This is a genomic window from Sphingomonas sp. CCH21-G11 (genome assembly GCF_001555965.1).
Classification (GTDB): domain Bacteria; phylum Pseudomonadota; class Alphaproteobacteria; order Sphingomonadales; family Sphingomonadaceae; genus Sphingomonas.
Genome location: NZ_LSHX01000017.1, coordinates 73,378 through 88,154 on the forward strand (window position 1 = coordinate 73,378; position 14,777 = coordinate 88,154).

Here is a 14,777-nt window from a genome sequence, read left to right on the forward strand (position 1 = left end):
GCGTCCTAGCGGCAGCTGACCCGGCCGCGCTCGATCGCGCGCCCGGCAATCGCGCCGCCGGCCGCGCCCAGCACGGTGCCCAGCGTCTCCGATCCGCCCGGTGCGATCAGATTGCCCAGCACGCCGCCGGCGATACCGCCGACGATCAGCCCGGTCGTGCCATCGGGGCGGCGGCAATAATAACGGCCGTCCTGGCCGCGATAGATGCGTTCATTTTCCGCCAGCCGGCGTTCGCGCGCGCGGCGGTCCTCGCGGTAGTAGCGCGCCGCGTCATAACCGCCATAGGACGGGTCGGGCCGGTTATAGTCATAGTTGCGATAGTTCGAATAGCCGTCGTCATACTGGTTCAGCCCGGTACAGCCTGCCAGCAGCACAGCCGCCGAAACACCCATCATCATCGCGCGCATCGCCGATCTCCCGTCCATGTTGTTCTCGGACAAGTGAACCGCTGGGGGGTGCGAAAGGTTGCAGCGGGCGTCAGGCCGGCGGCGGCACCAGGCCGATCAGCTTGAGCACGACCGCCTGCGCCAGCATCACCGCCAGCCAATGCGCCGCGTCGGCGACGACCACGCGCGCGCCCTGTCCCCGCGCGGTGTGGCCGACGGCAAGGACGGGCAGGACGAAGCCGATCCAGATGACGAAGGCGGAGCCGATCGCCATCGTCCATTCGCCGCCCTTGGGCGGGGCGAGGATCAGTGCGCCCGCCAGGATCGACGCCAGCCAGAACTCCATGACGATCGCGACCAGCAGCAACCGGACGCCGGGACGTGCCCGCACGCTGCCAAGGCGCAGAAAGGCGACGCCGATGATCAGCCCGGCCAGCGTTGCCGCGGCGATCGCGCCGAGATTGAGCAGGATATAGATCACGTCGCGGCCTCGCTTTCCATGCTGGCCTCTTCTACCCGCTGGCGCCGCCCTTTCCCAGCCATGTGCGGATCGTTAGCGTGCGCGCCATGTCGACCCGCTTCGATGCCGTCATTGTCGGCGGCGGTCATAACGGCCTGGTCTGTGCCTTCTACCTCGCGCGGGCGGGGCTGAAAGTCTGTGTGCTCGAACGGCGTGAGATATTGGGCGGTGCGGCGGTGACCGAGGAATTTCACCCCGGCTTTCGCAATTCGACCGCGAGTTACACGGTCAGCCTGCTCCAGTCCCGCGTCATCGCCGACATGCGGCTGCACGATCACGGCTATCGCGTCGTCGACCGGCCGATCGCCAATTTCCTGCCGCTGTCCGATGGCCGCTATCTGCAGTCGGGCGGACAGGCCGACACTCGAGCCGAGTTTGCCAAATTCTCGGTCCGCGATGCCGATGCATTGCCTGCTTATGCCGCGGCGCTCGATCGGGTGGCGGACGTGTTGCGCGACCTGGCGCTCACCGCCCCGCCCAATGTCGGCGGCGGCGTCGGCGCGATGCTGGCGGCACTCGGCCAGTCGCGGCGGCTGGCGCGGCTCGATCTTGCCGCCCAGCGCGACCTGCTCGACCTCTTCACGCTCAGCGCGCGCGAATTTCTCGACGGCTGGTTTGATAGCGATCCGGTCAAGGCGCTGTTCGGCTTCGATGCAATCGTCGGCAATCACGCCAGTCCCGACACGCCGGGCACCGCCTATGTCCTGCTTCATCACGTCTTCGGCGAGGTGAACGGGCAAAAGGGCGCATGGGGCCACGCGATCGGCGGCATGGGCGCGATCACCCAGGCGATGGCGGCGGCATGCCGCGCGGCCGGCGTCACGCTGCGCACCGACGCCCCGGTCGCGCGGGTGCTGGCCGATGGCGGGCGCGTCGCCGGGGTGCGGCTGGAGAGCGGCGAGGAAATCGCGGCAGTGCGCGTCGTCTCCAATGTCGGGCCGAAGCTGCTCTTCAACCGCCTGATCGACCCGAGCGACCTGCCCGCCGATTTCCGCGCGCGCGCCGCGCGGTTGAAGGGCGGATCAGGCACGCTCAGGATGAACGTCGCGCTCTCCGCCCTGCCCCGCTTCACCGCATTGCCCGAGGCCGGGCCACATCTGGGCGCGGGGATCATCATGGCCCCCAGCCTCGACTACATGGACCGCGCCTGGCAGGATTCGCGGGTTCACGGCTGGTCGCGCGAGCCGGTGGTCGAGATGCTGATCCCCTCGACCCTCGACGACAGCCTCGCCCCAGCGGGCGCGCATGTCGCCAGCCTGTTCTGCCAGCATTTCGCGCCCACGCTGCCCGACGGCCGCAGCTGGGACGACGTGCGCGAGGACGCGGCCGACGCCGCGATCGCCACCGTCGAACGCTTCGCCCCCGGCTTCACCGCCAGCATCGTCGCGCGCCAGATCCACACCCCGCTCGACCTGGAGCGCAAATTCGGGCTTGTCGATGGCGACATCTTCCACGGCCGCATGTCGCTCGACCAGCTCTGGTCGGCGCGGCCGATGCTGGGCCATGCCGACTACCGGATGCCGCTGACCGGCCTCTATCTCTGCGGCTCCGGCGCGCATCCCGGCGGCGGCGTCACCGGCGCGCCTGGGCACAATGCCGCGCGGGCCATCGTGCGCGATTGGAAACGCCGGGGATTTGCACGCCGCTGAGCCGCCGCTAAAGCCTGCGCCCATGACCGACGCCACCCCCTTACGGCTCTACAACAGCCTGACGCGCCGGCTCGAGACCTTCGAGCCCGTCCACCCCGGCGAGGCGCGCGTCTATAGCTGCGGCCCGACGGTCTATAACTATCCCCATATCGGCAACATGCGCGCCTATGTGTTCGCCGACACGCTGGGGCGCGTGTTGCGGTACAAGGGCTACAAGCTCACGCACATCATTAACATCACCGATGTCGGCCACCTGACCGACGATGCCGATGCGGGCGAGGACAAGCTGGAAAAGGCCGCCGCCCAGCGCGCCCAGTCGATCTGGGACATTGCGCACCATTATACCGAAGCGTTTTGGGCCGACGTGAAGGCGCTCAACATCACCGAGCCTGCGCAGTGGACGATCGCCACCGACTATGTGCCCCGCATGATCGAATTCGCGAAGTCGATCGCCGACAAGCATTGCTACGAGCTGCCGAGCGGCCTCTATTTTGACGTGTCGACCGTCGCCGATTACGGCCGACTCGCGCGCGCCAGCACCGAGGAGGGCGAGAGCCGCATCGACCCGGTCGACGGCAAGCGCAACGCCGCCGACTTCGCGATCTGGCGCAAGACCCCACCGGGCGAGACGCGCCAGATGGAATGGGACTCCCCCTGGGGCAAAGGCGCGCCCGGATGGCACCTGGAATGCAGCGTGATGAGCGAGGAGACGCTCGGCTTCCCGTTCGACATCCATACCGGCGGAATCGACCACCGCGAAATCCACCACCCGAACGAGATCGCGCAGAACCAGGCGTTCTGCTGTACCAACGGCCTGGACGATCCGCGCAATTCTGGCGCGAAGATCTGGATGCACAACAACTTCCTCGTCGAACGCTCGGGCAAGATGTCGAAGTCGTCGGGCGAGTTCCTGCGGCTGCAACTGCTGATCGACCGGGGCTACCACCCGCTCGCCTACCGGCTGATGTGCCTGCAGGCGCATTACAGGAGCGAGCTGGAGTTTAGTTGGGAAGGCCTGGGGGCGGCGCTGACGCGGTTGAAGCGGATGGTAATGGCGGTGGAACGACTATCACAGCTCTGGGCAGATTTTTCTTCAGATGAAGATGTTATGCCTGCTTCCCTGCTAAGTCCGCTCAAAAGTGATGTGGATAGATTAGATCGGCTCGATTTGATTATTTGTGACGACCTTAACACTGCGCCGGCTCTAGTTCTGCTCGAAGAATTTGCAGGGTCTGTGCCGGCCAAGGTTCCTCAATCTGTCAGTTACGCCCTATTCGCCGTGCGGCAGATCGACAGGATTCTAGGACTAAACATACTCAACCTCACCCGCGCCGACCTGCGCATCCGCCCCAAGGCCGCTACCATCACCGAAGCCGAGATCGAAGCCGCACTCGCCCGCCGCAAGGAGGCGCGGGCGGCCAAGGATTTCGCCACGTCCGACGCGATCCGCGATGAACTCACGGCAGCGGGGGTCGAGGTGATGGACGGCGACCCGCTCGGCTGGGACTGGAAGCTGGGCGAATAGGCTCCAGCCCAGCCATCGTCACCCCGGCGCAGGCCGGGGTCCACCGGGCGGCGGGTGCTGTGCCAACGATTGAGGGCGGCGCGGGTGGCGGAGTGGACCCCGGCCTGCGCCGGGGTGACGGTTCAGTTGTTGCAGCGTCACTAAAATGCAGCCGTCGCCCCGGCGGAGGCCGGGGCCTTTGGCAGAAAGAGTGCTACTCCTGCATGAGGCCCCGGCCTCCGCCGGGGCGACGCGTGGATCATCAGCGGCCCCTTCCCTTCCCCACCCCACAGCATAAACTGGCCCCCATGAAAGCCGTGCTCCCCGCCATCGCCCGCCCGCTGCTCGAGCCGCATCTCCCTGCCGCCCTCACCCCGCACTGGTTCACCTCGGTCGAGGATGCACTGGCCGCGATCGGCGATGCCGACATCGCCTGGGCCGACGTGCAGTCGTCGGCGGACAGCGCCGCGATCGCCGCCGCGGGCACGATGCTCAAATGGCTGTTCACGCTGCGCGCGGGCGTCGACGCCTATGACACCGCGCTGCTGAAATCGCGCGGCACGATCGTCACCAACGGCACCGGCATCAACGCTAATGCGGTCGCCGAATATGCGGTCATGGGGATGCTCGCCGCCGCCAAGCGCTATGACGAGGTGGTCCGCATCGCCGACCGCCACGAATGGACGGTCGCCTCGCCCGGCACGATCGAGCTGGCCGGCGGGCGCGCGCTCATCATCGGCATGGGCACGATCGGCGGGCTGATCGCATCGCGGCTACGCGCATTTGAGATGGAGGTAACCGGCGTCACGCGATCGGGCCGTGACGGCACGCTGACCCCGGACCAGTGGCGCGCGCGGCTCGGCGAATTCGACTGGATCATCCTCGCCGCACCCTCGACCGGCGAGACCAGCGCGATGATCGGCGCGGCCGAGCTGGCGGCGATGAAGCCGACCGCCTGGATCGTCAACATGGCGCGCGGCGACATGATCGATCAGGACGCGCTGATCGCCGCGCTCACCGCCCGCCGGATCGGCGGCGCGTTCCTCGACACGGTCACGCCCGAGCCGCTGCCCGCCGACCATCCGCTGTGGACCACGCCCAACGTGCTCCACTCAATGCACCTGTCCGGCCGCGCGCAGAGGACGATGTTCCAGCGGGCGGGGGCGTTGTTCCTGGAGAATCTGGGGGCGTTCCTGGCCGGCCGGCCGATGCGCAATGTCGTGGATCTCGACGCGGGCTACTGAGCGGACTGCTTCGCGTTTCTCGACTTCGCTCGAAACGAACGGCGTTCTGGTTGGATATGTTTCAGCTCAACCGTGCTCCTCCCTCCCGTTCGTTTCGAGCGAAGTCGAGAAACGTGCCGCTTGCACAAGCCCCCGCCACACCCTTGCACATTTACCCCGTTAGCGTAAATGGCTCCCCATGACGACACTGGCAGGCATCAAGATCAGGCGGTTTCGCGAGGAGCGTGGCATCAGCCGCGCCGCCTTCGGTGCGTGGTATGGCGCGCCGGGCAGCACGGTTCAGGGCTGGGAGGAGGATGGCAAGCGCGCGTCCGCCGCCGCGGTCAATCAGATCGCGGGCAACGGCATCGCCCATCACGCCGACTGGTTCGTGACCGCCCGCATTTCGGAGAATGACATGAGTAGCTGGACCCCGAGCAGTTGGACCGCGGCCGAAGCGCGGCAATTGCCCGATTACCCCGACGCCGCCGCCCTGAAAGCAGCGACCGACACGCTGTCGAGCTACCCCCCGCTGGTGTTCGCGGGCGAGGCGCGCGAGCTGACCGCGGAGCTGGCCAAGGTCGCGGCGGGCAAGGCGTTCCTGCTCCAGGGCGGCGACTGTGCGGAGAGCTTTGCCGAGTTCCACCCCAACAACATCCGCGACACCTTCCGCGTCATCCTCCAGATGGCGGTGGTGCTGACCTTCGCGTCCAAGCTGCCGACGGTGAAGCTCGGTCGCATGGCGGGCCAGTTCGCCAAGCCGCGTTCCGCGCCCACCGAAGTGATCGATGGCGTCGAGCTGCCAAGCTATCGCGGCGACAATGTCAACGACATCGCCTTCACGCCCGAATCGCGCATCCCCGATCCGCAGCGCATGGTGCAGGGCTATCTCCAGTCCGCCGCGACGCTCAACCTGCTGCGCGCCTTTGCCCAGGGCGGCTATGCCAATCTCCACCAGGTCCATCGCTGGACGCATGATTTCCTCGGCTCCAGCCCCTGGGCCAAGAAATATCGCGACGTCGCCGACCGCATCGGCGAAGCGCTCGACTTCATGGAAGCGTGCGGGATCAGTCCCGACACCGTGCCGCAGCTGAAAGGCACCAGCTTCTACACCAGTCACGAGGCGCTGCTCCTGCCCTATGAGCAGGCGCTGACCCGGCAGGATTCGCTGACCGGCGACTGGTACGACACATCCGCGCATTTCGTGTGGATCGGCGATCGCACCCGCTTCGAGGGGTCGGCGCATGTCGAGTTCCTGCGCGGCATCGGCAATCCCATCGGCATGAAGTGCGGCCCCAGCCTGGAGCCCGACGTGCTGCTGCGCCTGCTCGACACGCTCAATCCCGCGCGGGTGCCGGGCCGCATGACGCTCATCACCCGCTATGGCCATGACAAGATCGAGGATGGTCTGCCCAAGCTGGTCCGCGCGGTGAAGCGCGAGGGGCATCCGGTGGTGTGGAGCTGCGACCCGATGCACGGCAACGTCATCAAGGCCGCCAACGGCTACAAGACGCGGCCCTTCGATCGCATCCTCGCCGAAGTGCGCGGCTTCTTCGCGGTGCACCGCGCCGAGGGGACGATCGCCGGCGGCATCCATGCGGAAATGACCGGCCAGAACGTCACCGAATGCACCGGCGGCGCGGTCGCGGTGACCGAGCAGTCGCTGGCCGATCGCTACCACACCCATTGCGACCCGCGCCTGAACGCCAGCCAGAGCCTGGAACTCGCCTTCCTGCTCGCGGAGATGCTCAACGAGGAAATGCAGGAACGCCGCCGCGCGGCTGCGTAAGCGCCTACCGCTCCTGTAATGATCGTCAACCCGGCGTAGGCCGGGGGTCCACCGCCCAGCAGGTGAAGCGCTCGACCTCGAGCGGACAGCCTGACAGCCCGGTGGACCCCCGCCTTCGCGGGGGTGACGAAGGAATGTGGGGGCGGACCAAAGCTACTCGTCACCCCGGCGAAGGCCGGGGCCTCTGGCCGGTGTAGCGCACCCTTTGCCAGAGACCCCGGCCTTCGCCGGGGTGACGTTTGAAATGGGTCCTGCCTCGCCAATGAGCCGTCGCCCCGGCGGAGGGACCCCCGCAAAGTAATACTTTGCGGGGAACCCCGGAGGCCGGGGCCTCTGGTAACTGTCGCGGACCATCGGCCAGCGGCCCCGGCCTCCGCCGGGGCGACGTGAACATCATCTGGCCCCCCACGGCGCGCCCCGCTACACCCGCGCCATGCTGTCCGACATCGCGATCTCGCGCGCCGCCACGCTCCAGCCCATCCACGTGATCGCCGCGCGCGCCGGTATCCCGGAGGCGGCGGTCGAGCCCTATGGCCGTCACAAGGCGAAGATCGAGCTCGTTCGGATCGACGCGCCGTCCGGGCATCAGGGCAAGCTGATCCTCGTCACCGCGATCAACCCGACCCCCGCCGGTGAAGGCAAGACCACCACGTCGGTCGGCCTGGCCGACGCGCTCAACCTGACCGGGCGACGCACGATGCTGGTGTTGCGCGAACCTTCGCTCGGACCGTGCTTCGGCACCAAGGGCGGGGCGACCGGCGGCGGCTATGCCCAGGTGGTGCCGATGGAGGACATCAACCTCCATTTCACCGGCGATTTCCACGCGATCACCAGCGCGCACAACCTGCTCGCCGCGATGATCGACAACCATATCCATTGGGGCAACGCGCTCGATATCGATGTGCGCCGCGTGGTGTGGCGGCGCGTCCTCGACATGAACGACCGCGCGCTGCGCGACATCGTCCAGTCGATCGGTGGCACCGCCAACGGCTTCCCGCGCGAAAGCGGCTTCGACATCACCGTGGCGTCCGAAGTCATGGCGATCCTGTGCCTCGCGCGCGATCTCGACGATCTGGAGGCACGGCTGGGGCGCATCGTCGTCGCCTACACGCGCGATCGCCGCCCGGTCACCGCCGCCGACCTGAAGGCGAGCGGCGCGATGGCAGTGCTGCTGGCGCAGGCGATCAAGCCCAACCTGGTCCAGACGCTCGCCGGCAATCCCGCGCTGATCCATGGCGGGCCGTTCGCTAACATCGCGCATGGCTGCAACTCGGTGATCGCGACCCGCGCCGCATTGGGCCTCGCCGATTATGTCGTCACCGAAGCGGGATTCGGGGCGGACCTGGGCGCGGAGAAGTTCTTCGATATCAAATGCCGCCAGGCGGGGCTTACCCCCAGCGCGGCGGTGATCGTCGCGACCGTGCGCGCGCTCAAGATGAACGGCGGCGTCGCCAAGGGCGATCTGGCGCGCGAAGATGTCGACGCGGTGCGGCGCGGATCGGTCAACCTGATCCGCCACCTGGAAAATATCCGCCAGTTCGGCGTTCCTGCCGTTGTCGCGATCAACCACTTCGGCACCGACACCGATGCCGAGCTCGCCGTGCTGCATGAGGTCGCGGCCGCGCACGGCAGTCGCGCGATCCTGTGCCGCCACTGGGCCGAGGGCGGCGCGGGCGCGGTCGAATTGGCCGATGCGGTCGCCGCACTTGCCGACAGGGACGCCGGCCAGTTCGCGCCGCTCTATGACGACGACCTGCCGCTGTTCGCCAAGATCAACACGGTCGCCACCCGCATCTACCGCGCCGAGGAAGCGGTGGCCTCCCCCGCCGTCCACGCCCAGTTGAAACGCTGGGAAAGCGAAGGCTACGGCCGCCTGCCCGTCTGCATGGCCAAGACGCAATACAGCTTCTCGACCGACCCCGCCCTGCTCGGCGCGCCGGCCGGCCATGTCGTGACGGTGCGCGAGGTGCGGCTGGCGGCGGGCGCGGGGTTCGTCGTCGCGATCTGCGGCGACCTGATGACGATGCCCGGCCTCCCGCGCACGCCCGCTGCCGAGGCGATCCGGATCGACGCCGATGGCCAGATCGACGGCCTGTTCTGAACCGGCCGCCACGAATTTAGCAGGGTTGCGCAAAGCCGGGCGAGCGCCGGCATGCTAATTCTGACGACGCCCGGCGTAACCGTTTCGGCCGCGCCGGCGAACCCTCGGGCAACGCGCCTGCCAGCAGGAGACCCCTCGATGCCCAGCTTCACCCGATCCTATCGCCCGGCGCTTCTGCTCGCCGCCGCACCGCTTCTCGCCCTTATCGGCACAGCAATGCCCTCGGCGGGCGAACTGACCGTCGATCAGGCGCATCTGGCCCCCTTCGTCGCCCCTGCCCCCGCCACAAGCGCACCGATCAATTACAAGGTCGTCGACGACGTGCTGAACGCGATCGTCGTTGACGAGGGCAGCTCCACGACGGTGCGCTACAGCGCGCTGAAGGGCGACGGCGAACGAGTCATCGACCAGCTCGTTTCGGCGTTCAGCGGTATCGACCCGCGGGGCCTGAACGCCGATGAGCAGCTGGCCTATTGGCTCAACTTTCGCACGCTGCTGCTGATCAAGGCGACCGCCCAGCAGTTTCCGTCGGCCAAGCCCGCCCAGTGGCTCGAACCCGGCAACGCGTTCCTGACCGCCCGCATGGCGAACGTGGCCGGCGTCGACCTCTCGATCGCCGACATCGACGCGATCGTGCTGGCCCGCGCCGCGGGGCACCCCCACATCGTCTACGGCCTTCCGTTGCCGGTACGCGAAGCGCCTGCCTTTCCGCGCCAGGCCTATCGCGGCGCGACGCTCGATGCCGATCTCGCGGCGGCGGCGCGCGGCTTCATCAACCGCTCCGGCGTCGTTCGGACCAAGGCCGACGCCGCGACGATCCCGCGCTTCGTGCTCGATCGCCGCGCGCACCTGGGCGGCGACGACGCCGCGCTGCTCATGCATTTGCGGTCGCTCGCCGACAACAAGCTGGGGGCAAAGCTGGGCGCAGCGACCCGGCTGGCGCCCGACAACCGGCTGACCCTCAATGCCTTCGCCGAGCGCAGCTTCGCGGACCAGGATCTGCACGGCGGGTTCCGCCCGACCGCAGGTGCCGGCGGCGGAGCCGGTTCCTGACGCCAGCCGCGGTTCGCGCCGGCGCGCTTGTCCCGCTCGGCACCGCGGTGCTGCTGATCGGCTTCGCGCCGCACTTCGCCTGGGACATCCCGCTGGGCGAACGCCCGGTGCTCGCCTTCACCGCCGCATTCGCGCTCACCGGCCTGTTGTTCGCCGGGTTCATCGCCGTTCTTTCCAGGGAGACGCCGCAAGGCCATCCAACGCCCGCCCGGTCGGTCGTGTTCATCCTGGCGGTCGGGCTGGTCGCGCGCCTGGCCCTGATCCCCAGCGTCCCCATTCTGGAGGACGATTTCTACCGCTATCAATGGGACGGTGCCGTGGTGGCGAACGGCGGCAATCCCTATCGCCATCCGCCCGCGCGGTTCGTGACGTCACCGCTCGCCGAGCGATTGCTGGCGCAGGCGGGTCTGCGTCCGACCCCGCCGCCGCCGGGCCATGAATCGCTGGCGCGCGACGGGCACGACATTCTGTTGCGGATCAACAACCCGCACATCGCGACCATCTATCCCCCGCTCGCCCAGATCGGCTTTGCGCTCGGCCATTGGCTGACGCCCTGGCGGCTGACCGGGTGGAAGATCGTCGTGCTGATCGCCGAACTGGCAACCGCCGGGTTCCTGCTCGGCGCGCTGGCCAGCCTGAAGCGGCCGCCGCAATGGCTCGCAATCTATTGGTGGCACCCGCTCGCGCTCAAGGAACTGGCGAACAGCGCGCATATGGATGCGCTGCTGCTGCCCTTCCTCGCCGCCGCGCTGTGGATGCTTGCCGCGGGGCGGACCCGGCGCATGGCCGCCGCGCTCGCCGGTGCTGCGGCGGTCAAGCTGTGGCCGCTGCTCGTCGCGCCGCTGATGCTGCGCCGCGATCGTCGCGCGATCGCGACGGGCATCGCGATCGTCGCCGCTGCCCTGTTCCTCGTCGCCCCGCAAGTCGCGGTCGCGACCGACGACTCCGGGCTCGCGCGCTATAGCGCCGACTGGCAGCGCAACGCGCTCGCCTTCCCCGCCGCGGTTGCGCTGCTCCAGGGGTGGGTCGCCGATCCCGGGGCGGCCGTCCGGCTCGCCGTCGCCGCGCTGCTGACCGGCTATGTCGCGCATGTCTGGCTTCGCATCCCGGCTGAGCCGCTGGCGCGCATCCATGCCACCGGCACCGCCATCCTGCTGCTGCTGCTGCTCGGGCCGACCGGCTATCCCTGGTACGCGCTGTGGCTGGTTCCGGTCGCCACCGTCCAGCCGCGCGCCAGCCTGATCGCGCTGATGGCGTGCGCCCCGGCCTATTATCTCGATTTCTGGGTCCAGCTGCGCCCCGATCCGGCTGCATGGTTCTGGCTCGCCCCCGCGCTGTCGGCCGGCCCCGCCTGGCTGCTGCTGGCGCATGAGGCACGGGCACGGACGCGGGCCGGCGCGTGACCGTCGTCGTCATCATCCCGGCCCGGGACGAGGCCGCCGCGCTGCCGCATGTGCTGGCCGCCATCCCGCGCTGTGCCGATCATGTCATCGTCGCCGACAATGGCTCGACCGATGGCACCGCTGCCGTCGCGCGCGCGTGCGGCGCGGTCGTGGTGACGGAGCCGCGCGCCGGCTATGGCCGCGCCTGCTGCGCCGGCATCGCGCAGGCCGGTCGGCTCGGTGCCGACATCCTCGTCTTCCTCGACGGCGATCACAGCGACTATCCCGAACAAATGGCGCGGCTGATCGACCCGATCCGTGCGGGCGATGCCGACATGGTGATCGGTTCGCGCGTGCGCGGGCGGCGGATGGCGGGCGCGCTGACCCCCCAGCAACGCTGGGGTAACGCGCTTGCCTGCTGGCTGATCGCGCGGATCTGGAGGGTGCGCTACACCGATCTGGGGCCGTTCCGCGCCATCCGCGCCGACGCGCTGCGGCGGCTGGCGATGCGAGAGATGACCTATGGCTGGACGGTCGAGATGCAGATCCGCGCCGCCCAGCACGGCCTGCGCAGCCTTGAGGTGCCGGTCGACTATCGCGTCCGCATCGGCCGGTCGAAAGTGTCGGGAACGCTGCGCGGCGTGGTGCTGGCAAGCTGGCACATCCTGGCGATGATCGCGCGCGCCGCGCTCACGGCACCGCCACCGGCACCAGCGCCTGCCAGCGCGCCAGATCCTCGGGCCGGTCCAGATCGTGCAGCACCGGCAGCATCACCGGGGCCACACCCCGCCGCGCCAGCCGATCCAGCGTTTCCGCCAGCACCCGCGCCGTCCCCCACGCCATGTCGGTGAACAGGTCGGGCGCGGATGCGGGCAGCCCGATCAGATAATAGCCCCCGTCCGCCGCCGGGCCGATCACGGTTCGCCCCCGTGCGACCGCATCCGCCGCATCGTTCAGGTGATCTGCGCCAAGGTCCGGAATGTCCGCGCCGATCAGGACGCAGGGCGTCGCGACCGCGGCCATCCGCCGGCCCAGATCGCCCGCCGCCTGCGCGACCAGCGTGAGATCGTCGCCCAGCCATTGCGCGAACTGCTCGGCGGGTGCGCCGGTGAAATGCACCTCGAAACTGAGCCCGCTGTGCCGCATCGTCGCCAGCGTGCGTTCGACCAGCCGCGCGTGCAACGCCGCCGCCGCCTTCGCACCGATCGCGGGGATCAGTCGGGTCTTTGCCTGCCCCGCCTCGGGCCAGCGCGCGAACAGGACGATGCGCGGCGCGCTCATGGCGCGTGCTTCAGGAAATGATGCGCGGCGATCGTGCGCTGCACGACGGTCAGGACGCACAGCACCGCATAGCCGCTCGCCAGCCACGCGAACCCCGCTGGCCACAGGCACATGGCGGCGAAGGTCGCGATCGTCTCCGCCCCCTCGGCAAGGCCGCTGTTGTAGAAAAAGCTCTTCTGGCCGTGCGCGGTCGTCTCGATCCCCCGTTGCGCCGCCAGCACGGCAAAGGCGAGGAAGCTGATGCCCGTGACGGTGAAGGTCGCGACCAGCACCAGCGCGGAGGGCAGGTTGGCGGGCGTCGCCAGCCCGAAGCCGACCGGCACCGCGACATAGAAGGCAAAGTCGCAGACGATGTCGAGATAGCCGCCGAAATCACTTTTCGTGGTGGCCCGCGCCACCGCGCCGTCCAGCCCGTCGAGCATCCGGCTGACCAGGATGAGCGCCAGCGCGAGCAGGTAGTGCTGCCACGCAACCGCCGCCGCGCCGCCCAGCCCGACTGCGAGCCCCGCGATGGTCACCATGTTGGCGCTCACGCCCGCGCGTGCCAGCCCGCGCCCGATCGCGTTGAGCGGCGGATCGATCAGTGGGCGCAGGCGCGCGTCGAACATCGCGCGACCCTAGCCGAAATGGACCAGGCCGATGACCGCGCCGGTCATCGCCGATGCGCAATTGCCCGCGATCCACGATCGAAAGCCCAGCGCCGACACCTCGGCGCGCCGCTCCGGGCACAAGGTCGCGATGGTCGACACCAGCAGGCCGATGCTCGCCAGATTGGCGACGCCGCACAGCGCATAGGTGACGATCAGCGTGCTGCGCGGATCAAGCGTATCGGCGGGCAGCGCGGCCAGATCGAGATAGGCGACATATTCGTTCAGGATGACCTTGGTCCCCATCAGCCCGCCCGCCGCTCCCGCCTGCTCCCACGGCACGCCCAGCAGCCACATCACCGGCGCGAACAGCCAGCCCAGCGCGCGGCGCAATGTCACCGGCGCGCCCTCGACCAGCGGCAGCGCGGCCAGCATCTGGTCGACCAGGGCGACCAGCGCGAACACCGTGATGATGACCGCGATCACCGCCAGGAACAGCTGCAGCCCGTCCATCGTGCCGCGAATCACCGCGTCCAGGCTGCTGTCATAGCGCAGCACCGGCGCGTCCCTGTCCTCCGCCGTATCGCCTTCACCCGGCACCATCAGCCGCGCGATCAGCAGCGCGGCGGGCAGCGAGATGAGCGAGGCGGCGATCATGTGACCGACCGCATCGGGCACCGTCTTCGCCAGCGTCTGCGCATAGAGCACCAGGATCGCGCCGGAAATCGTCGCCATCGTCAGCACCATCACCGCGAACAGCTCCGACCGCTGAATCCGCGCGAAATAGCCGCGCAGCACCAGCGGCGATTCGACCACGCCCAGGAACACCGTCGCCCCCGCCCCCAGCCCGACCACGCCGCTGACGCCCAGCGTGCGCTGCAATGCCCAGGACAGCGCGCGCACGATGACGCTCAGGACGCGCCAGTGCCACAGCAGCGCCGACAGCGCGGAAAACACGATGACCAGCGGCAGGATCTGGAACGCGATGATCACCGGTGGCGCGGCCCCCGATGCCAGCTCGAACGGCAACGGCGCCCCGCCCAGATAGCCGAACATGTAGCTCGATCCGACCCGCGTTGCCTGTTCGATCGCGGTGACCGCGCGGTTGGCCAGCCCGATCGCCGCCCACACTGGCGGCACGCGCACGATCACGACGGCGATGACCAGCTGCAGCGCCAGCGCACCTGCCATCCATCGCCAGCCGGGTCGCGCCCGCCGGTCCTCCGACAGTGCCCAGGCGAGGCCGAGCAGCAGCGCGATGCCGATCAGCCCCCGAAACTGCGCCACCCCGTCAAGCATGCG

At 68.8% G+C, this 14,777-nt stretch carries 12 protein-coding genes and 1 pseudogene; 8 read left to right on the forward strand and 5 right to left on the reverse strand.

The window, feature by feature from the left end; genetic code table 11:
• Positions 1-5: 5 nt before the first annotated feature.
• Positions 6-407: a glycine zipper 2TM domain-containing protein gene (locus AX676_RS03695; protein ID WP_066480899.1), complete on the reverse strand. Its 402-nt coding sequence runs from the start codon at positions 405-407 to the stop codon at positions 6-8.
• 70 nt (positions 408-477) lie between these two features.
• Positions 478-867, reverse strand: a complete 390-nt coding sequence (locus AX676_RS03700; protein WP_066480900.1) for a hypothetical protein — start codon at positions 865-867, stop codon at positions 478-480.
• Between the two features lie 86 nt (positions 868-953).
• Here AX676_RS03700 and AX676_RS03705 point away from each other — a divergent pair, with 86 nt between their 5' ends.
• The 8 genes and pseudogenes from AX676_RS03705 to AX676_RS18210 all read left to right on the forward strand — a co-directional run.
• Positions 954-2,555, forward strand: coding sequence for a phytoene desaturase family protein (locus AX676_RS03705; RefSeq protein ID WP_066480902.1), 1,602 nt, complete (start codon positions 954-956; stop codon positions 2,553-2,555).
• Between the two features lie 22 nt (positions 2,556-2,577).
• Positions 2,578-4,080 (forward strand): cysteine--tRNA ligase, encoded by a 1,503-nt coding sequence (cysS, locus tag AX676_RS03710; RefSeq protein ID WP_066480905.1) that lies wholly within the window; start codon positions 2,578-2,580, stop codon positions 4,078-4,080.
• Positions 4,081-4,367: 287 nt separating this feature from the next.
• On the forward strand, positions 4,368-5,303 hold the full coding sequence (locus AX676_RS03715) for a D-2-hydroxyacid dehydrogenase (RefSeq protein WP_066480907.1): 936 nt from the start codon (positions 4,368-4,370) through the stop codon (positions 5,301-5,303).
• Positions 5,304-5,481: 178 nt separating this feature from the next.
• A complete protein-coding gene (locus AX676_RS03720) occupies positions 5,482-7,071 on the forward strand; it encodes a class II 3-deoxy-7-phosphoheptulonate synthase (protein ID WP_066480908.1) in 1,590 nt (529 codons plus the stop codon).
• 433 nt (positions 7,072-7,504) lie between these two features.
• Positions 7,505-9,172, forward strand: coding sequence for a formate--tetrahydrofolate ligase (locus tag AX676_RS03725; RefSeq protein ID WP_066480910.1), 1,668 nt, complete (start codon positions 7,505-7,507; stop codon positions 9,170-9,172).
• A 138-nt stretch (positions 9,173-9,310) separates the two neighbouring features.
• A complete protein-coding gene (locus AX676_RS03730; protein ID WP_066480912.1) occupies positions 9,311-10,225 on the forward strand; it encodes a DUF547 domain-containing protein in 915 nt (304 codons plus the stop codon).
• A gap of 47 nt (positions 10,226-10,272) precedes the next feature.
• Positions 10,273-11,628, forward strand: coding sequence for a glycosyltransferase 87 family protein (locus AX676_RS03735; RefSeq protein ID WP_066480919.1), 1,356 nt, complete (start codon positions 10,273-10,275; stop codon positions 11,626-11,628).
• A pseudogene (locus AX676_RS18210) lies at positions 11,625-12,020 on the forward strand (glycosyltransferase family 2 protein); the annotation flags it as partial. The gene AX676_RS03735 and the pseudogene AX676_RS18210, both read left to right, overlap by 4 nt.
• A gap of 277 nt (positions 12,021-12,297) precedes the next feature.
• On the opposite strand, the gene AX676_RS03740 reads toward AX676_RS18210, so the two are convergent.
• Genes AX676_RS03740 through AX676_RS03750 form a run of 3 tightly spaced genes read right to left on the reverse strand, consistent with a single transcriptional unit; the run spans position 12,298 to position 14,774 of the window.
• Positions 12,298-12,888: a TIGR04282 family arsenosugar biosynthesis glycosyltransferase gene (locus AX676_RS03740; RefSeq protein WP_066480922.1), complete on the reverse strand. Its 591-nt coding sequence runs from the start codon at positions 12,886-12,888 to the stop codon at positions 12,298-12,300.
• Positions 12,885-13,496: a CDP-alcohol phosphatidyltransferase family protein gene (locus AX676_RS03745; RefSeq protein ID WP_066480924.1), complete on the reverse strand. Its 612-nt coding sequence runs from the start codon at positions 13,494-13,496 to the stop codon at positions 12,885-12,887. Before AX676_RS03745 ends, AX676_RS03740 begins: the two co-directional genes overlap by 4 nt.
• 9 nt (positions 13,497-13,505) lie before the next feature.
• Positions 13,506-14,774 carry a NupC/NupG family nucleoside CNT transporter gene (locus AX676_RS03750; protein ID WP_066480926.1) on the reverse strand — a complete coding sequence of 423 codons (1,269 nt, stop codon included), beginning with the start codon at positions 14,772-14,774 and terminating at the stop codon, positions 13,506-13,508.
• Between the last annotated feature and the right edge of the window lie 3 nt (positions 14,775-14,777).